Source organism: Butyricicoccus pullicaecorum DSM 23266 (assembly GCF_900167005.1).
GTDB classification, from domain to species: domain Bacteria; phylum Bacillota; class Clostridia; order Oscillospirales; family Butyricicoccaceae; genus Butyricicoccus; species Butyricicoccus pullicaecorum.
This window is the reverse complement of the sequence record NZ_FUXW01000017.1, coordinates 14,585-31,904: the sequence shown is the minus strand read 5'-3', so window position 1 is coordinate 31,904 and position 17,320 is coordinate 14,585. Positions and strand designations below refer to the sequence as shown.

General features: G+C 56.2%; 17 protein-coding genes and 1 riboswitch. Of the genes, 7 read left to right on the top strand and 10 right to left on the bottom strand.

The window, feature by feature from the left end:
* Positions 1 to 29: 29 nt before the first annotated feature.
* Entirely contained in the window at positions 30 to 914 is an 885-nt protein-coding gene (locus tag B5D52_RS14345) for a fumarylacetoacetate hydrolase family protein (protein WP_016148513.1), read from the top strand.
* Between the two features lie 69 nt (positions 915 to 983).
* Here the strand turns inward: B5D52_RS14345 and B5D52_RS14340 are convergent, their stop codons facing one another.
* From B5D52_RS14340 to B5D52_RS14320, 5 genes are all read right to left on the bottom strand, one after another.
* Positions 984 to 2,942, bottom strand: a complete 1,959-nt coding sequence (locus tag B5D52_RS14340; protein ID WP_016148512.1) for an alginate lyase family protein — start codon at positions 2,940 to 2,942, stop codon at positions 984 to 986.
* Positions 2,943 to 3,011: 69 nt separating this feature from the next.
* Positions 3,012 to 3,842, bottom strand: coding sequence for a PTS system mannose/fructose/sorbose family transporter subunit IID (locus B5D52_RS14335; RefSeq protein WP_016148511.1), 831 nt, complete (start codon positions 3,840 to 3,842; stop codon positions 3,012 to 3,014).
* Positions 3,829 to 4,623 (bottom strand): PTS mannose/fructose/sorbose/N-acetylgalactosamine transporter subunit IIC, encoded by a 795-nt coding sequence (locus B5D52_RS14330; protein ID WP_016148510.1) that lies wholly within the window; start codon positions 4,621 to 4,623, stop codon positions 3,829 to 3,831. The genes B5D52_RS14335 and B5D52_RS14330 overlap by 14 nt, the downstream gene beginning before the upstream one ends.
* A 78-nt stretch (positions 4,624 to 4,701) precedes the next feature.
* Positions 4,702 to 5,193, bottom strand: a complete 492-nt coding sequence (locus B5D52_RS14325; protein ID WP_016148509.1) for a PTS sugar transporter subunit IIB — start codon at positions 5,191 to 5,193, stop codon at positions 4,702 to 4,704.
* A gap of 61 nt (positions 5,194 to 5,254) precedes the next feature.
* Positions 5,255 to 6,445 (bottom strand): glycoside hydrolase family 88 protein, encoded by a 1,191-nt coding sequence (locus B5D52_RS14320; protein ID WP_016148508.1) that lies wholly within the window; start codon positions 6,443 to 6,445, stop codon positions 5,255 to 5,257.
* 326 nt (positions 6,446 to 6,771) lie between these two features.
* On the opposite strand from B5D52_RS14320, the gene eda reads away from it, so the two are divergent.
* The 6 genes from eda (at position 6,772) to B5D52_RS14290 (ending at position 12,925) form a co-directional block, all read left to right on the top strand.
* The gene (eda, locus tag B5D52_RS14315) at positions 6,772 to 7,749 is read left to right on the top strand and encodes a bifunctional 4-hydroxy-2-oxoglutarate aldolase/2-dehydro-3-deoxy-phosphogluconate aldolase (protein ID WP_016148507.1); all 978 of its coding nucleotides are present in this window, start codon (positions 6,772 to 6,774) and stop codon (positions 7,747 to 7,749) included.
* Positions 7,750 to 7,800: 51 nt separating this feature from the next.
* Positions 7,801 to 8,601 (top strand): gluconate 5-dehydrogenase, encoded by an 801-nt coding sequence (locus B5D52_RS14310; protein WP_016148506.1) that lies wholly within the window; start codon positions 7,801 to 7,803, stop codon positions 8,599 to 8,601.
* Positions 8,602 to 8,632: 31 nt separating this feature from the next.
* Positions 8,633 to 9,265, top strand: a complete 633-nt coding sequence (locus B5D52_RS14305) for an RpiB/LacA/LacB family sugar-phosphate isomerase (protein WP_016148505.1) — start codon at positions 8,633 to 8,635, stop codon at positions 9,263 to 9,265.
* A gap of 423 nt (positions 9,266 to 9,688) precedes the next feature.
* Entirely contained in the window at positions 9,689 to 9,946 is a 258-nt protein-coding gene (locus B5D52_RS14300) for an HPr family phosphocarrier protein (RefSeq protein WP_016148504.1), read from the top strand.
* Positions 9,943 to 10,830, top strand: a complete 888-nt coding sequence (gene licT / locus B5D52_RS14295) for a BglG family transcription antiterminator LicT (RefSeq protein WP_016148503.1) — start codon at positions 9,943 to 9,945, stop codon at positions 10,828 to 10,830. Before B5D52_RS14300 ends, licT begins: the two co-directional genes overlap by 4 nt.
* Positions 10,831 to 10,834: 4 nt before the next feature.
* Positions 10,835 to 12,925: a PTS sugar transporter subunit IIABC gene (locus tag B5D52_RS14290; RefSeq protein WP_016148502.1), complete on the top strand. Its 2,091-nt coding sequence runs from the start codon at positions 10,835 to 10,837 to the stop codon at positions 12,923 to 12,925.
* 134 nt (positions 12,926 to 13,059) lie between these two features.
* Here the strand turns inward: B5D52_RS14290 and B5D52_RS14285 are convergent, their stop codons facing one another.
* From B5D52_RS14285 to B5D52_RS14265, 5 genes are all read right to left on the bottom strand, one after another.
* Positions 13,060 to 14,046 (bottom strand): Gfo/Idh/MocA family protein, encoded by a 987-nt coding sequence (locus tag B5D52_RS14285; protein WP_016148501.1) that lies wholly within the window; start codon positions 14,044 to 14,046, stop codon positions 13,060 to 13,062.
* 111 nt (positions 14,047 to 14,157) lie between these two features.
* A complete protein-coding gene (locus tag B5D52_RS14280) occupies positions 14,158 to 15,009 on the bottom strand; it encodes an energy-coupling factor ABC transporter ATP-binding protein (protein WP_016148500.1) in 852 nt (283 codons plus the stop codon).
* Complete coding sequence (gene cbiQ / locus B5D52_RS14275; protein WP_016148499.1) at positions 15,006 to 15,782, bottom strand: cobalt ECF transporter T component CbiQ; 777 nt, start codon at positions 15,780 to 15,782, stop codon at positions 15,006 to 15,008. Before cbiQ ends, B5D52_RS14280 begins: the two co-directional genes overlap by 4 nt.
* A gap of 23 nt (positions 15,783 to 15,805) precedes the next feature.
* Positions 15,806 to 16,117, bottom strand: coding sequence for an energy-coupling factor ABC transporter substrate-binding protein (locus B5D52_RS14270; protein WP_370814889.1), 312 nt, complete (start codon positions 16,115 to 16,117; stop codon positions 15,806 to 15,808).
* Entirely contained in the window at positions 16,110 to 16,871 is a 762-nt protein-coding gene (locus B5D52_RS14265) for an energy-coupling factor ABC transporter permease (protein ID WP_016148497.1), read from the bottom strand. Before B5D52_RS14265 ends, B5D52_RS14270 begins: the two co-directional genes overlap by 8 nt.
* A gap of 176 nt (positions 16,872 to 17,047) precedes the next feature.
* Positions 17,048 to 17,230: riboswitch (cobalamin riboswitch) on the bottom strand.
* Positions 17,231 to 17,320 lie beyond the last annotated feature (90 nt).

Below are 17,320 nucleotides of genomic sequence, written 5' to 3'. Positions count from 1 at the left end.
TGCTAACACTGTTAAGGAGGTCTGCGATTATGAGACTGTATACCTATCGGGAACGCCCGGATGGAGATGACCGCATCGGCGTGGGTTTTGGCTCGGACAGCCTGTATGCCCTCGAAGATTTTGGCCTGACGTTTGCCGATATGAACGACCTGATCTGCAACATTACACCCGAGCAGATGGGCAAGCTGCGCAAGGCACCCGAGGGTGCAAAACCCATCGCGCTCGACAGCCTGGTACGCCGTGCGCCCATTCCGTACCCCATGCAGGACGTTATCTGCCTGGGCATCAACTACGACGCACATCACGAGGAGGCTGGACGCTTCAATCAGGAAGCTTTCGGTGATCGTCCCAAGGCGATTTACTTCTCCAAGCGCGTCAGCGAGGCCAACTGCGACGGCGGTAAGATTCCGCGCTACGAAGGTCTGGTGAACAGCCTGGACTACGAGGTCGAGCTGGGTGTGATTCTGGGTAAGGATGCCTTTCAGGTTCCGGCTGAGCATGCTCAGGACTACATTTTCGGTTATACCATCATCAATGACGTGTCGGCGCGTGACCTGCAGACCGGTCACAAGCAGTGGTACTTCGGCAAGTCGCTCGATGGCTTTACGCCCATGGGCCCGTGCATCGTGACCGCAGACGAGATCGCATATCCGCCGGTACTGGGCATTCGCTGCTCGGTCAACGGAGAGATGCGCCAGAACGGTTCGACCGGCGACTTCATCACGACGATTGCACAGGTGCTTGCCGAGCTGACGCGCGGCATGACGCTCAAGGCTGGTACGATCATTGCGACCGGTACCCCGGCTGGCGTCGGTATGGGCATGCAGCCGCCCTGCTTCTTAAAGTCGGGCGATGTTGTGACCTGCGAGATCGACGGCATTGGTACGCTGACCAACGTGGTAGACGATCACTAAGTCAATAGGGATAAAAAATCCTGTGAGCGGATTGCCGCTCACAGGATTTTTTTGCGCGCAGACAGGGGATTATGCTTTGAGAATGGTCAGCTGCTTGTGGCCGTCCTTTTCGTGGATGACCACGCACTTTGCGTGGTAGGGCATGTCCTCGCAGGACAGTACCTTTTTGCCGCGGTAGATTTCCTTGCTGTACACCGCGACCGTGTAGCTCTCGGTCGGGGACAGGATGAACTTACGCGCCTGCGCAAAGTCGGGTGCAGTCGGCTCGGTCAGGTTCTGGAAGACCGGTGCGTCCTGTACCGTGATGCCGTCACCGCACAGTGTGGTAATCAGGGTTGCGCTGTCGGTGAATGCGGTCTTGCTGTGCACGACCATGTGCGGCTGCTGCTCATTGTAGCGCAGCGAGCACGGCTCACTCGTGTACGACACCGTACCCGGACAGGTCAGGGTGAGTGCAGTGTGCGGGGTGGTGACCCGGTGGTGATCGCCTGCCGGGGATACGGTCACGGCAGGGTCAAAGTGCAGGCGGCTGTGTGCCTCGTGCGCACCGTCGCACTTGACCTCGTCCACGATCATCCAGATGGCCGGGTCGATGACGATGACCTTGCGCACCCACACCTGCAAGGGGTCGTGTCCGAGCATAGCACCCTCGAAATAGTGCAGGTTACCTGCGTGACGGACGTAGTTTTTGAGCGGCAGGCCGAAATCGGCATAGCCCCAGCTGTCCGACGGCACACAGTACGCCTTGTCGTCGATCATCACGCCGTTGTGCGCCGCCATGCCCTTGAGCTGGACACGCAGCGGATGGTCTTCGCGGTAGGTGAAACGACCGCTGTCGATCAGTACCGGGTCGCCCTGATAGCAGGCCGATAGGTGCAGGTTGTCGCTGTGACCGTGACCGCTGCCCAGCGAACCGTTGGTGAACATGGTGAAGCTTGCGTCCTTGTCCCAGCTGCTGCGCAGCGTGTACATACCGCTGTCCTCGCCGTCGTAGTGCAGGGACTGCGGTGCGGAGGCGGGCAAAGTTGCGTAGCGCTGCGCGGCGGGTACGCCGAGGACATACAGACTCTCGGGGTCAAGCTCGTCCAGACCGACAAAGCGGAAGGTCGGATCGTCAAACAGCAGGGAGGCACGGCTGAGAACATCGCGTGCGCACACGCGGTCGCTGTCGCCAAAGGTTTCGATCTCGCCCGAGGGCATGAGCTGTCCGGCCAGTGCCTTTGCCAGCGCGTACACTTGTTGCTTGACCGCAGACGGGCAAGGCTGGAGATGCAGACCCATGTAGTGTACCGCCTTCATGCCGTAGTTGAGTACCTCGATATGGTACATGGTGGACTGCTCCCAGTGCATGCCGTCGGGATAGACCTGAATGGAGAATTGCAGGGTCATTTCATTGAGCGCCCACTGATAGAGCGGGTCGGTCTGGAAGTCCGCACGCAGGAAGGGCAGAACGGATACGATGGCACAGGTCTGGATGCTGCCCCAGTTGCTGGTCTTGTACTTGGGCAGGTAATTTTCCTTGAGATACTGCATCTGCGCAAGCATGCTGTCTGTGATGCGGGTCAGCTCGTCCTCGGTCAGCGCGTGCAGCATGGACAGGTAGGGCAGCGCCTCCATCCAGTTCATCACGCGGATGCCGGTGTCCAGCGTGCGGGTGGACGGCTCGGACACGATGGTCGGATGGGCTGCAATCCAGTTTAAGATGTATTCCTTGGCCTTGTCTGCATAGCCGATCTCACCGGTCAGCAGGGAGGCGAGCAGCAGATGGTCGAGGTAGTCCATGCGGTTGAGCATAAAGCACCACTCGGGGTCATCGTTCTGATGGTTGTTCCAGTCGATGACCGGCAGGGTGTAGGGCGTCAGGCAGCGCTCCATGTCCCAGGTCTTATTGAAGGTGAAGGTCTGGTGCATGAGCTCATCGGCGTGCGCGATGATTTCCTTTGCCGCGTCCGGACGGATGAAGCGTGCGGTCTGTGCGAGCTTTTTGTGCTCTGCGAGGAAGTTCAGGGACTGTTGTACGAAATTCATGGAATATCGCTCCTTCTGATAGGGGGTAAGCAAAAGGGAGTTGCGCTTTGGCAACTCCCTTGATTTTGTTTAGGCCAGAATGCCCAGTACGCTCAGCAGAACGCCGAGAACGACGGTGATCAGAACCAGCCAGTAGGTGGTAATGTGCTTTTTCTTAATTAAGTAGTACATCAGCATGGTGTACAGGATGGGGAGCAGAGCGGGAGCGATCTTGTCCAGCATGCCCTGGATATCCATGACCGACTGTTTGACACCTTCCTGCACTTCACCGGCGGCGAAGGTCAGGCCAACCTTGATCTTAACGAAGGTCGCGGCCAGACCGGCGATAACGGTAACACCGATCATGCCGGCTGCGTCGGAGATTGCGCCCATCTTTTCGCTGAGCTTATCGATCATGCTGGTACCGAGCTTCTTACCGTAGCTGCCCATGATGAGCTTGATGCCGACGAGAACGAAGTTCATCGCGAACAGGAAGCCGAGGGGTGCGAAGCCCAGGCCGTCCATTGCCATGGAAGCGAAGATGGTGGAGAACAGCGGAGCCAGGCAGAACTGGGAGAGCGAGTCACCGATGCCGGCGAGCGGGCCCATCAGCGCCATCTTGATGCCGCGGATCTCGCTGTACTTCATGCCGCTCTCAGCCATCGCCAGATGGATGGAGGTGATGAAGGGCAGCAGGTTGGGGTTGGTGTTGTAGAACTCAGAGTTGTCCTTGAGTTCCTCGGCCAGACGCTCGGGGTCGTCGCCGTACAGCTTCTTGAAGGCCGGGAACATGGTCAGCGCGTAGCCCAGACCCTGATAGTTACTGTAGTTAAAACCGTTCTGCAGGAAATATGCACGCAGAGTGGTTTTGGTATAGTCCTTGTTTGTCAGCTTCTTCTCGGTATTGTTAGATCCAGTCATCGTGTTCTACCTCCTGCGCCTCGCCAGCCGATGCGGCTACGGCAGCGGTCTTGCTAGCTTCGTTATAGTGCTTGATTGCGAATACTGCGCCAACCAGTGCGATACCGATGATCGGCATGGAGAAATAAGCTGCGCAGATGTATCCCAGCAGAGCGAAGGGAATGAATTCCTTCTTGAGCATAACGCTCATGATCATGGCAAAGCCGATTGCGGGCAGCATACCGCCGGCAACGGTCAGACCGTCGAGCAGCCACTGCGGGATCATTTCGACCAGCTTGCTCAGGGTGTCCATGCTGAACGCGCCGAGGAAGCCGAGTGCGAAGCCGGCAACGCCGAACAGGATGATGGTCATGTTGGCACTGCGGCGGAAGCCGTTGAAGTCATGCTTTTCCAGTGCATGTGCGGCACTTTCCGGAGCGCCGGCACGAACGGTGTAGATCGCAGTCTGCAGGAACTGGATTGCAACCGCGAAGGGGATGGAGATGGGGAGTGCACTCTCGGGAGTGACGGTGGACATGGTAATAGCCATCAGGGTGCCGATGATGCCAGGGCCGATCGGGTTCGGAGGCACGGTGCCGCCGGCGCCAACGCCGAAGCCCATGAATGCCAGCTCACCGATTGCACCGCACTGCAGCGCAGTCGGGATGTCGCCCAGGATGACGCCGACGCCAAAGCTCAGGACGATACATCTGTTGGTGTAGATGCCCCACAAGTTACCCATGTAACAGAACGCAGTCCACAGACCGATCAGCACGGCCTGCAAGATGGAAATCTCAACCATAGTGGTAAATCCTTTCTATCGATCGGACTTCGAAAGAAATCCTTTCATCTTTCTACTTTTTGTTTCTTCTTTTGATCCTTAGAGGTAATCCTTGATGTTGACCTGTACCGCGCCATCGGTGCCGCTCGGAGTGGTCTGGGTGTCAAACTCGATGCCGTACTTCTCGACCATCTCGCGCAGAGCAGCCTTGTCCTCAGCGCCCAGGAAGATGGAGCGGGTGACCTTTTCCTTGCCCTCAGCATTGTGGATGTTGCCGATGTTGATCTTCTTGATCGGTACGTTGCCCTGAACCAGACGCAGTGCATCGGCGCAGTCCTTGACGATCAGGAAGATGGTCTGTGCGGGATTTGCCTTGTAGATGATGTCGATGACCTTCTGGACGGGATAGAAGCGGATGGCCAGATCCTTGGGCAGGACAGCCTTCATCAGCGACTGTGCCATCGGGTCCTGTGCCGCCTGATCGTTTGCCACGATGACGGTGTTCATGCCAAGGGACTTAATCCACATCTGGCCCTGACCGTGAATCAGGCGCTCGTCGATGCGCGTCATAACAATGTTGGGAGTGCTCATAGTAAATCCTCTCTTTCTAATGTTTCCTTCACACTATATCAGCTTGAAAAGCAAGCTTTATTTACCAGTAAGGATGCCAGTCCTTAATGCAGCGCATCAGCGCTTCCATGTAGAAGTAGTCGCCCCAGATGTTGCCCTCGTCAACACCCTTGCCCGAATGCCAGCTGTAAACGCCGTGATACAGGATGGGGGAACCGGGCTCACAGGTCTCGGAAGTGTAGCCCTTAATGAGTGCGCGCAGGATGTTGGCAGCAGCGCCGCGGTAGACTGCCTTGTCGGCAGCGTCCTCGGGCAGCTGACGATCCATCTCCATCATACCACAAACTGCAATCGCTGCGGCACTGGAATCGCGCGGCTGCTTGTCCGCGTCGGTGAAGATGAGATCCCAGTAGCATACGTGATCTTCGGGCAGACGGTTGAGGAAATAGTTGGTCATGCCGCGGTACAGATCAGCGTACTCGAGCTGATGGGTGTAGCGCACGTTGAGCGGGATGCCGTAGATGCCCCACGCCTGACCGCGTGCCCACGCGCTGTCATCGTTGTAGCCCTGACGGGTTGCACCGTGATCGGGGCCGCCGGTCTCGGGATTCATATAGAAGGTATGGAATGCGCTTGCGTCGTCACGGATGACGTACTTGCAGCTGGTCTCGAAGTGCTTCTGCGCGATCTCAGCATAATGCGGGTCGCCGGTGATCTGGCTGACGCGGTAGAGCAGGGGGATGTTCAGCATGCAGTCGATGATGAAGCGGTAATGCTCGGGACTGTTGAACGGGCCCCATGCCTGAAGGAACTGACCCTTTTCCTGCCAGCGAGTGAGCAGCTGGTCAGCAGCCAGGATAGCGGCACGCTTTGCCTTTTCGCTTCCGGTCAGCTGGTAGCCGCCGACGCAGGAGAGCGAGTAGAGGAAGCCGAGGTCGTGGTGGTCGAGTTCGATCTTGTTCTCGACACGGTGCAGGAAGCTGTCCACATTGCGCTCAGCCAGCGCACGGAACTTTTCGTCGCCGGTGTACTCGTAGCACAGCCACAGCATGCCGGTCCAGAAACCATCGGTCCATTCGATGTTTTCAATAATCGGATACTTCAGTTCCTTGGTTGCCGACCACGGAAACTTATCCTGAAAGTAATCCATGTTTGCTTCTACCTGTTTCACACACGCTTCAAACGCGGCGATGGCTTCGTCTCTTGTAATCGGAGGGGTTTCAAGGAAGTCCTGGCGCAGGTCGATCGGTTCAATATTCACCTGTCGAATCATAGATATAACACCTTTCTCCAAAGATCATAGGCTTCATGGCGGCGGGTGGAACCGCTCAGGAAGTAAACCGCTTTACTAGATGAACATAATTATAGCGGCTGATGGGGGCAAAGTCAATTGTTACTATTGCAAAAAACCGAGGGTGAAATTTTGTGCACTAGTTTGAAAACGGGGTTTAAAAGCGGGAAAATAAAAAAATTTTTAAAAAGATAGAAGTTTTTTATTGACAAAACCGGTTTACTACACTATACTCATGGTGAACCGATTTACTAGCAGCAAAAGAGCCAAACCAAAAGGCAAGCATATCAAAGAAAGAAGCGAGCGCTATGAATACGTTCATCTCAGAAATTTCCGGCATCGGCATGGTGCCGATCCTCAAGGCCGGCGAACCGGCGGACGCAGTTTCCCTCGCGTGTGTATTAAGGAAGCGCGGCGTTGATGCCATGCTCCTGACTGGCGAAACCGCGTGCGACGCCATCCGGGAAATCCATAAGGAATATCCCGATTTCCTGGTCGGTGCAGGAAATATTACAGAAAAAGAACAGGTGAAACAAGTGGTACAAGCGGGCGCCAAATGGATTGCATGCGCGGGCATCCAGGAAAATTTGGTGCGCTGGTGCCGGGACAACGGGGTCGAGATCGTGCCGGGCGTGAGCACGGCCAGCGAGATCGAGACCGCGATCGCGTGCGGACTGACCTGCGTGCAGTTCTTCCCCGCACAGGCATCGGGCGGTACTGCAGCGCTGCGCGCCTTTGCCCAGGCGTATCCCCAGATGCGCTTTCTCGTATCGGGTGGAATTGACCGCGATAACCTGCATGAATTCCTCGGCGAGCCCAACGTGCTGGCCGCTGTGGGTGACTTCATCGTATCCGAGAGCAGCCTGAGCGACAAAAACTGGGAGCAGGCAGAGACCGAGATTGCATCTGCGGTCAAGCATCTGCTTGGTTTTGAGCTGATTCACTTGGGTGTCAACCAGGATTCCTGCGAAGAAGCAGTGCAGACCGCGCAGACCCTGTGCAATCTGTTCCATTTTACCTACTACAAAAAGCCCAAGTCTCATTTTGCCGGCCGTGGATTTGAGATTCTCAACCAGAAAGGCCGCGGTAAAAACGGTCACATCGGCATTTACACTCCGTACCCGGAAAAGGCCATGCGCTATCTGGGCAAGCAGGGCGTGCGATTTGTCGAGGAGAGCATTACGCGCAATAAAAAGACAAAAGCCATCAACTTCGTCTATCTGGATTTGGAGATCGCCGGTTTCGGTGTACACCTGATCAATCCGGATGTCAAGATGAAGGTCTGATTTTGACAAGGCTGTTCACCCGATCATTTTGGAAAAAAGGAGAAAACGATTATGTTTGAAATGTCTAAGTTTTCGCTCGAAGGCAAGATCGCGCTGATCACCGGCGCATCGTACGGCATCGGCTTTGCAATCGCAACCGCATACGCAAAGGCCGGCGCTACGATCGTCTTTAATGATATCAACGAAGCTCTGGTCGAGAAGGGCATGGAAGCTTACAAGGCTGAGGGCATCGAGGCACACGGCTACGTATGCGACGTCACCAACGAGGACGCAGTAAACGAGCTGGTTGCAAAGGTTGAGAAGGAAGTCGGCACCATCGACATCCTGGTCAACAACGCTGGTATCATCAAGCGTATCCCCATGCTCGAGATGAGCGCGAAGGACTTCCGTCAGGTCATCGACATCGACCTCAACGGTCCCTTCATCGTCTCCAAGGCTGTTATCCCGGGCATGATCAAGAAGGGTCATGGTAAGATCATCAACATCTGCTCCATGATGTCCGAGCTCGGCCGTGAGACCGTCAGCGCATACGCAGCAGCAAAGGGCGGCCTGAAGATGCTGACCCGCAACATCTGCAGCGAGTTCGGTGAGCATAACATCCAGTGCAACGGCATTGGCCCCGGCTACATCGCAACTCCTCAGACCGCTCCGCTGCGTGAGATCCAGCCCGACGGTTCCCGCCATCCGTTTGACCAGTTCATTATCGCTAAGACTCCGGCTGCTCGCTGGGGCACTCCGGACGACCTGATGGGCCCGGCTGTCTTCCTCGCAAGCGACGCGAGCGACTTTGTCAACGGTCATGTTCTGTACGTTGACGGCGGTATCCTGGCTTACATCGGCAAGCAGCCGTAAGCAAAACGACAACAGAAAGGGAAATACAGTCATGAAGATTGCACTGATTAACGAGAATTCTCAGGCTGCGAAGAACGCGCAGATCTATGAGATCCTGAAGGAAGAGGCCGAGAAGGCTGGCCACACCGTAGACAACTACGGTATGTATGCAGCAGACGACGAGACCCAGCTGACCTACGTTAAGAACGGCCTGCTGGCAAGCATCCTGCTGTCGAGCGGCGCGGCTGACTTTGTTGTCACCGGCTGCGGCACCGGCCAAGGCGCAATGCTGGCTTGCAACTCCTTCCCGAACGTACTGTGCGGCCACGTGACGGGCCCGCTGGACGCATACCTGTTCGGTCAGGTAAACGACGGCAACTGCATCGCAATGCCGTTTGCACAGGGCTTCGGCTGGGGCGCAGAGATCAACCTGCGTGACACCTTCGCTAAGCTGTTCTCCGAGCCGTTCGGCGGCGGTTACCCCAAGGAGCGCCGCGAGCCCGAGCAGAGAAATAAGAAGATCCTCGACGAGGTCAAGAAGGTTACCCATAAGCCCATCATGACCATCCTCAAGGAGATCGACCAGCAGTTCCTCAAGGAGACCATCTCCGGCGCACACTTCGCAGAGTACTTCTACCCGAACTGCAAGGACGAGGAGATTGCATCTTACCTCAAGTCGCTCTAAGTCATTTTTTGCGTCAATCAACAAAAAACCATCATAAAAACCACCCAAACCCGCTTTATCGGCACATCATCACCTGTGCGGAGAAGCACTTCTCACACCAAAAGGCACCCGGCTTTCCCCTTTGCCGGGTGTCTTTTTGTCTGCCTGTTTCGGTAAAAATGTCGAAACACGTCCGGGGTTTCCTCAACAAACTGTCTAAAATTTAACGAATTGGATTGGTTAAGTTCACAAAAAAATTCAAAATTACAAAAAATCGATTGACAACGGCATACGAGTCAAGTATGCTAAGTACAGAAATTAAACATCGGCTTGTGACTGGTGATGCAGGCAAGACCAAACGACTGGATATGTGGCAATTTTATATCCGGATGTTTGGTCTTTTTTATTTTTCTGCACAAAATGCAGTGAGAAAGGAAGATGCACATGAAAAAGTTGGAGCACCAGATCGCCGATCCGATCGGCATTCATGCCCGACCTGCCGAGCGTTTGGCACAGGCAGCAGGTGCTTTTCAGAGTAAAATCGTGATTGCAGCCCACGGGGACGAGACCGAAGCCATTTACCCGCTGAGTGTGCTGGGCATGAACATCCGGCACGGGGACACGGTCACGGTGACGATTGAAGGGCCGGATGAAGTGCAGGCCGCACAGGCCATCGCCGATGTGCTGAAGGAGTGCTTATGACAATACCTGGTCGTCCCGACGGACAGCCCTATCGCATCTGTCGGGTCATCGGCAATAACTACGTGCTGGCGCACGACGATGGGGGACGGGAGATCATCCTGCGGGGACTTGGCATCGGGTTTAAAAAACACCCGGGCGACCTGGTTCCGGCGCGCAATGTGGAGCGTATTTACGCCATGCGCAGCCCGGAACACTCCAGCCGTCTGAGCAAATTGTTATCCGATGTCCCGCCCGAGTTTCTCGATGTCAGTACCGAGATCATCGAGACTGCGGAAAAACAGCTGGGCCGTCGCCTGAGTGAAAACGTTTATATTACCCTGACCGATCATATCTGTTTTGCCGTCGAGCGCATGCGCAACGGCATCACCTATCCCAATCAGCTTTTGTGGGAGATTACCAATTTCTATCCCGCAGAGTATGCCCTGGGAGAGCAGGCGCTTGATATCATCGAGCGTCGACTGGGCTTCCGGCTGGCGCGGGACGAGGCGGGATTTATCGCCCTGCACCTGGTCAATGCCGAGATTGACGGCAGAATGTCCGATATGGTTCGGATCACCCAATTCATTCGCACGATCATCGAGATCGTCGAGTCTTATTATGATTGCAAGCTGGACGAGCAGTCGCTCGATTATGGACGGTTCATCACCCACCTGAAATTCCTCGGTCAGCGCATGACCCAAAACCGCTACACACCCGAGGATGACAACGAGTTCCAGTCCATGGTCGCACGGCGCTACCGGAGTGATTACGAGTGTGCCTTGCAGATTCGAGAGCATCTTCAAGAGAGCTTCGACATCTGCCTGCCGCCCGAGGAGATCACCTTCCTGACCGTCCATCTGCACCGACTTGGTTTATCCATGGGGTTTACAAAAAAGGAGGAGTAAGCAAATGAAAGACAAGATCTTTGGCGTATTGCAGCGTGTTGGACGCTCGTTCATGCTGCCCATCGCCATTCTGCCGGTTGCCGGTCTGTTTTTAGGCATCGGCGGATCGTTCACCAATGAGACCATGCTCGAAGCCTACGGGCTGATGGGCATCATGGGCCCGGGTACCTTCATCAATGCCATCTTGCAGGTACTCAACGCGGCAGGCTCGATCGTATTCAGCAACCTGCCCATTATCTTCGCCATGGGCGCGGCCATCGGTATGGCCAAGCAGGAGAAGGAAGTCGCAGCACTGTCGGCAGCGATTGCATTCTTCGTCATGCATGCGACCATCGGCGCGATGATTACCGACTTCGGCGCACCTGACTTGTCCGGTGCAACTGCAAGCGTCGTCGGCATCAACTCGCTGCAGATGGGCGTGTTCGGCGGTATTCTGGTCGGTCTCGGCGTTGCCGCCCTGCACAATAAGTATTACAAGATTCAGCTGCCGCAGGTACTGTCCTTCTTCAGCGGCACCCGCTTTGTCCCGATTATCTCGGCTGCGGTTTATCTGGTTGTCGGTATCGCGATGTACTACATCTGGCCGGTTATCCAGACCGGTATCAACGCTCTGGGCGGTTTCGTTCTGGCATCGGGCTACGCAGGCACCTGGCTGTACGGCTTCATCGAGCGTGCGCTCATCCCGTTCGGCCTGCACCATGTATTCTACATCCCGTTCTGGCAGACCGCGCTCGGCGGCACGGCAATGGTCGGCGGCCAGCTGGTCGAGGGTGCACAGAACATCTTCTTTGCCGAGCTGGCAACCCCGGGCATCCAGCACTTCTCGGTTGAGGCAACTCGCTTCATGGCTGGTAAGTTCCCGCTCATGATCTTCGGCCTGCCCGGTGCAGCGCTGGCGCTCTACCGCTGCGCAAAGCCGGAAAACCGTAAGGTTGTCGGCGGCCTGCTGCTGTCGGCTGCACTGACCTCCATGCTGACCGGTATTACCGAGCCGCTGGAGTTTACCTTCCTGTTCGTCGCTCCCGCAATGTACGTTGTACACTGTGTCTTCGCAGGCGCATCCTATATGATCATGCACATCCTGAACGTCGGCGTTGGCCTGACTTTCTCGGGCGGCCTGATCGACCTGACTCTGTTCGGCATCATGCAGGGCAATGAGAAGACCAGCTGGCTGTGGATTCCGGTCGTCGGTGTCGTCTACTTCGTTCTGTACTACTTCGTATTCTCGTTCATGATCAAGAAGTTCAACTATATGACCCCGGGTCGCGACGACAGCGAGATCAAGCTGTACACCCGTAAGGACGTCAACGCACGCAAGGAGGCCGAGGGTCAGAACGGCGGCGACGATGAACTGTCCCGTCAGATCATGCTGGGTCTGGGCGGCAAGGCCAACATCTCGGACGTTGACTGCTGCATCACCCGCTTGCGCTGCACCGTACACGAAGCAGCCAAGGTCGATCAGCAGATGCTCAAGGATACCGGCGCATCGGGTGTCATCTGCAAGGGCACCGGCGTGCAGGTCGTCTACGGCCCGCGCGTATCGGTCATCAAGTCCGATCTCGAGGCTTATCTGGCATCGCCCGCAAGCAACCTCGCAGAGTCCGCTCCGGCAGCACCGGCGGCAGAGACCGCACAGACCGGCGCTGCAACCATCGTCGCATCCCCGCTGACCGGTAACGTCATTCCGCTCGAGCAGATCGAGGACGGCGTATTCTCCGAGAAGATGGTCGGCGAGGGCTTCGCAGTGGAGCCGACCGACAATAAGGTCTACGCACCGGCAGACTGCACGGTCAGCACGGTATTTGGCACCAAGCATGCGGTCGGTCTGGTACTGGACGGCGGCGTTGAGCTGCTCATCCACATGGGCATCGACACCGTACAGCTGGGCGGCGCACCGTTTGAAATCGCCATCAAGGACGGCGACAAGCTCAAGAAGGGCGACCTGATCGGCTCGTTTGACGCACAGGCGATCATCGATGCAGGTTACCGCACGGTCACCCCGGTCATCGTCACCAACTCCGACTCTTACCAGTCCTTCGATCTTCTCAAGACCGGTACGGTCGAGGCTGGCGAGGCAGTTCTGGAAGTTAAGTAACGCCCAAATCATAAGATTTCCCCAATCTTCATTTTTCGAGCCAGGGATGCACGCTGTGTGTCCCTGGCTCCTTGTTATTTGGGGAGAAAACAAAAAGAGGACAGACCAAACGGTCTGTCCTCTCTGTTTTTGGATTAAAACGAGTCACAGGGGAAGCGCACTCCGGCGCACCGGCGTGCATCCTCGAGGATCTGGGCAGATTCCAGACTGTACGCCATGAGCGTGTCATGGTATGCCCAGTCCTGTTCGTTTAAGATACGGGCGAAAGCCTGAAATTCGGGTACCATGCGGTAGGGCGGATTGTTCTCCTCGTGTACCTCACGTTGTCCGTCGTGGTAGTCGATCGTGTACCCGGTCATGCAGCTGACCGGCCCTTCGATGGACAGTACACCGCGCTCGCCCTCGATGACCGAGGTCTGACGGGAAGCGCAGTCCTTAGCGCCGACGCACACGGCTTGGAAGGTCGGATAGCGGCACAGCGCAATGCCGCTTGTGTCAATGCCGCGGGCGATGTTGGCCGCGTACTGTACCGCGGCAGGCTTTCCGAACAGGCCGACCAGCGCGTGGATGTTGTAGACATTGATGTCCATGAGCGCACCGCCCGACTGTGCCGGGTCAAAGGCAGGCTGGACAATGCCTTGCAGGAAGGCATCATAGCGAGAAGAGTATTGACTGTAATTGAGGCTGACAATCTTGATGGGGCCGAGCTTGGCAAGGTCACGCCGCATGGCCTGATAGGCGGGCAGGTGATAGAGGGTCATGGCCTCGAGCAGCATGACGCGGTTCTTTTTTGCCACGTCGATCAGCGTGCGCAGCTCGTCCACGTTGGAGGTCATGGGCTTTTCGCAGATGACGTGTTTGCCGTGCTCGAGTGCCCGCCCCGCAAAAGAGAAGTGCAGATGATTGGGCAGGGCGACATAGATCACGTCGACCTCGCTTTGCAGCATCTCGTCGTAGTCGGTCACACATCGGCCAATGTGGTACTGTGCGGCCAGCCGCTCGGCGCGTTCCACGCTGCGCGGTGTGCTCAGAATGGACACCGCTTCGAAGTCCAGTTCGGCCAGATGGGGCAGAAATTCCTGTACAATTTTTCCAGTTCCCAGAATACCCAGGCGTAACATGATACATCACATCCAATTCTTGGTGTATAGCAAAAGTATAGCACATCGCCCGGCGTTTGTCAGGACGAAAAAAAGCCGCACGGCGGGTATGCCATGCGGCTGTGTGCGCAGTTATTTATGCATCGCGTCTGTTAAGTAGTTTTCCAGCGTGTCCAGATCACGCGGACAGGGCAGGTCAGGGGATAACACACCCTTGTTGCACAGACGCTCGAACAGGGAGAGCACGGTGGGCGGGTGCAGATTGGTCTTGTGCAGCGCGTCGTGATCAGAGAATACCACGTCGGGCGCACCGTGCAGCAGTACCTTGCCCTCGTGGAACAGGATGACCTCGTCCGCCCAAGCGTACGCGTAATCGACATCGTGGGTGGCCATGATGACCGTGATGCCGGCTTCGGTCATCTGCGCGACGATGCGGTTGACCATCTGGGTGTGCTTGGGATCAAGGGCGGCAGAGGGTTCGTCGAGAATGATGATCTCGGGATGCATGACCAGAATGTCCGCGATGGAGACGAGCTTTTTTTGTCCGCCGCTCAGCGCGTGAGTCGGTTTGTCGCGGAACGGGGTGATTTCCAGCGCACCGATGACCGCCTCGACCTCGTCTCTGGCCTGCTGCTCAGACACGCCGAGGTTTAAGATACCGAACGAGATCTCCTGGTAGACGCTGGCCGAAAAGAGCTGGTTGTCGGGGTCCTGGAAGACGATGCCGACCTTGCTGCGCAGCGCGAGCAGGCTTTTTTTATCGTAGGCGACCGGCTGGCCGTGAAAGTACAGCGTGCCGCGCTGGGGCTTGCAGATGCCGGTGCAGCACAGGGAAAAGGTGGACTTTCCGCTGCCGTTTGCGCCCATCAGGGCGATTTTCTGTCCGCGGTGGATGTCGACGGACAGGCCGGACAGCGCATAGGACGCGCCGTCGTCGTAGGAAAAGAAGAGATCCTGTGCTTTTAAGATGACGTCAGTGTTCATATCAAATATTTACTCCAGATGGCCAGCGCGATGAGTGCGCTGTCAAACAGCACGATGGCCGCAATGACCGATTTTTTGGGCGGATGGTTTTCGGACAGCACGCGGATGGTGTCGTCATAACAGCGGGCTTCCATGGCGGTGTACAGCCGGTTGGAACGTGTGACCGCGCGCAGCATGAGTGCCGAACCGAGCAGACCGAAGGATTTGAGTGCAGTTTTGTAGTCCCGGTTACCCAGACGGCAGTGCTGAGAAGTCGTGATGGCCGAGGCCGTGTCCAAGAGCACGAAGATGAAGCGGTAGATGAGCAGCATGAGCTCGATGAGCAGCTTGGGACAGTGCAGACGGCGCAGGACTTCCAGAATGTCGGTCATGGGCGTAGTGAAGGACAGGAAATACAGACAGGACACCGCGGACAGCGCGGTCAAAATGAGCTGCACGGCATAGTGCAGGGAGGACATGCTGGTGGTCAGGTACCAGCCTCCGAGCGGAATGGCAAAGAGGTCCATGGGCGTGCGGCTGATATGAAAGAGGATAGCGGCGGTGCTCAGAAAGAGAAATGCCAGCGGGATGGTCAGAAATTTGAGGTAACGCAAAACAGGGACTCCTCCCTTTGCGACGGTCAGAGTCCCTGTAACGGCTAAGACGATTCCCGCCACTGCAATGGAACGACTCACCACGCAGATCAGCAGGGTGAGCACTGCAAAGGCGAATTTTTCTCCGGCATTCTCATATCTAAGCTTCGATTGATAACAAAGCTTATCTATGACGATCATGCGAATTTCCTTTCATAGGAGGGTTATTTTTGCTGTTTCATCCATTTTTTGCGCTCGACCAGACGGCCCATCACGAAGGCGATCACGCCCACGCCGATGCCGGTCTGAATGCAGAAAAACAGGCTTTCGACCTCTCCGGGCAGCTCGCGACCGATGGCAGCTTCCAAGATGGGGGTCGCCCAGGGCTCGTAGGAGGAGTTGACCTGTTCGACAACCTGACTGCCCGCATCGTCCGAGCCGCCGAACTCCGCATCCTTGAGGACGAAGAGCGGAACCAGGGCAATCAGACAGATGGCCAGAATGATGGCGATGACACTCTTTTTCATATCACTCAGCCTCCCGTAAATATCCGATGGCGCGCAGTTCGGGCGCGGCGTACGATTCCAGACCCATGACGATCAGCACGGTGACCAGACCTTCGATGATGGCGAGGGGAAGCTGGGTCGGTGCAAAGACCAGCAGGAACTTGCCGAATGCGCCGAGGATGGTGGTGTCGGCGTGGTGCGCGAGCGCCAGCTGACCGGCGGTGATGCAGTAGGTGAACAGATCACCAAGGGCTGCGGCCAAAAAGACGCTGACCTTTTTGCTGACATTGCACTTTTTGCACAGCGAGTACACACCGAACGATACGAACGGGCCTGCAATGGCCATCGAGAAGGTGTTCGCGCCCAGCGTCGTCAGACCGCCGTGCGCGAGCAGCAGCGCCTGAAAGAGCAGGACGATCAGACCGAGGATGGAGACCGCGGTGGGGCCGAAGAGGATGGCGCCCAGACCGGTGCCGGTCATGTGCGAGCAGCTGCCCGAGACCGAGGGGATCTTCAGCGAAGAAATGACAAAGATGAATGCGCCGGACATGGCCAGCAGGGTGATGAGGTTTCTGCGCTCGCGCAGGGTTTTCTGAATGGACAGCAAACCGGCGATCAGGAAGGGGACACATAAGATGCCCCAGCCGATGCAGTAAGCGGCGGGCAGGTAGCCTTCCATGATGTGCATGGCCTGACCGATCGGTGCGATGCCGACCGCGAGGGCAAGCGCACCGGAAAGCGCGATCATGCGTTTTTCTGTGCGGGTGAAGTGGGATTTGCTCATTTTTTTTTCTGTTCGCTCCTTTCTGGCTTGGACACGTACCGCGTACGGTACAAAAAAACCTGTCAGATCACTGACAGGCCATCAGGAGAACAAGAGGTTTCATTCGCGCAAGCGTGGTAGAATTGAGCGCTTGTGAGCCAACCTGTTCTTACACATGGCCATCGTTCGTAACCTGTGTAAATCGCATATACAAGGCAGGTCTTCTGACTTGGGCGTCACAGATGCATTTCGCCTTCCCAGTTTCCCAGTGACATGATAAAATGCAGCTCTTCCCTTACAGCGGCGGGACCGTGTGAGATTTTCACTCAGCTTTCCTATTCTCCTGCAATATGCAGGCACCATTGTATATTCAATTCTACTTCAAAGTATATCCCGCCGGTCAGGGCTTGTCAATAAGTTGGCATGGGATTGGGGGAGATAAAATTGTATGAAAAAAGTGTTTATATAGA

Coding starts and splice junctions, on each gene's coding strand:
- B5D52_RS14280 (WP_016148500.1), bottom strand. CDS start 15,009: ATGAACACTGACGTCATCTTAAAAGCACAGGATCTCTTCTTTTCCTAC.
- licT (WP_016148503.1), top strand. CDS start 9,943: ATGACAATACCTGGTCGTCCCGACGGACAGCCCTATCGCATCTGTCGG.
- B5D52_RS14265 (WP_016148497.1), bottom strand. CDS start 16,871: ATGAGCAAATCCCACTTCACCCGCACAGAAAAACGCATGATCGCGCTT.
- B5D52_RS14320 (WP_016148508.1), bottom strand. CDS start 6,445: ATGATTCGACAGGTGAATATTGAACCGATCGACCTGCGCCAGGACTTC.
- cbiQ (WP_016148499.1), bottom strand. CDS start 15,782: ATGATCGTCATAGATAAGCTTTGTTATCAATCGAAGCTTAGATATGAG.
- B5D52_RS14325 (WP_016148509.1), bottom strand. CDS start 5,193: ATGAGCACTCCCAACATTGTTATGACGCGCATCGACGAGCGCCTGATT.
- B5D52_RS14285 (WP_016148501.1), bottom strand. CDS start 14,046: ATGTTACGCCTGGGTATTCTGGGAACTGGAAAAATTGTACAGGAATTT.
- B5D52_RS14345 (WP_016148513.1), top strand. CDS start 30: ATGAGACTGTATACCTATCGGGAACGCCCGGATGGAGATGACCGCATC.
- B5D52_RS14310 (WP_016148506.1), top strand. CDS start 7,801: ATGTTTGAAATGTCTAAGTTTTCGCTCGAAGGCAAGATCGCGCTGATC.
- B5D52_RS14300 (WP_016148504.1), top strand. CDS start 9,689: ATGAAAAAGTTGGAGCACCAGATCGCCGATCCGATCGGCATTCATGCC.
- B5D52_RS14330 (WP_016148510.1), bottom strand. CDS start 4,623: ATGGTTGAGATTTCCATCTTGCAGGCCGTGCTGATCGGTCTGTGGACT.
- B5D52_RS14335 (WP_016148511.1), bottom strand. CDS start 3,842: ATGACTGGATCTAACAATACCGAGAAGAAGCTGACAAACAAGGACTAT.
- B5D52_RS14290 (WP_016148502.1), top strand. CDS start 10,835: ATGAAAGACAAGATCTTTGGCGTATTGCAGCGTGTTGGACGCTCGTTC.
- eda (WP_016148507.1), top strand. CDS start 6,772: ATGAATACGTTCATCTCAGAAATTTCCGGCATCGGCATGGTGCCGATC.
- B5D52_RS14340 (WP_016148512.1), bottom strand. CDS start 2,942: ATGAATTTCGTACAACAGTCCCTGAACTTCCTCGCAGAGCACAAAAAG.
- B5D52_RS14305 (WP_016148505.1), top strand. CDS start 8,633: ATGAAGATTGCACTGATTAACGAGAATTCTCAGGCTGCGAAGAACGCG.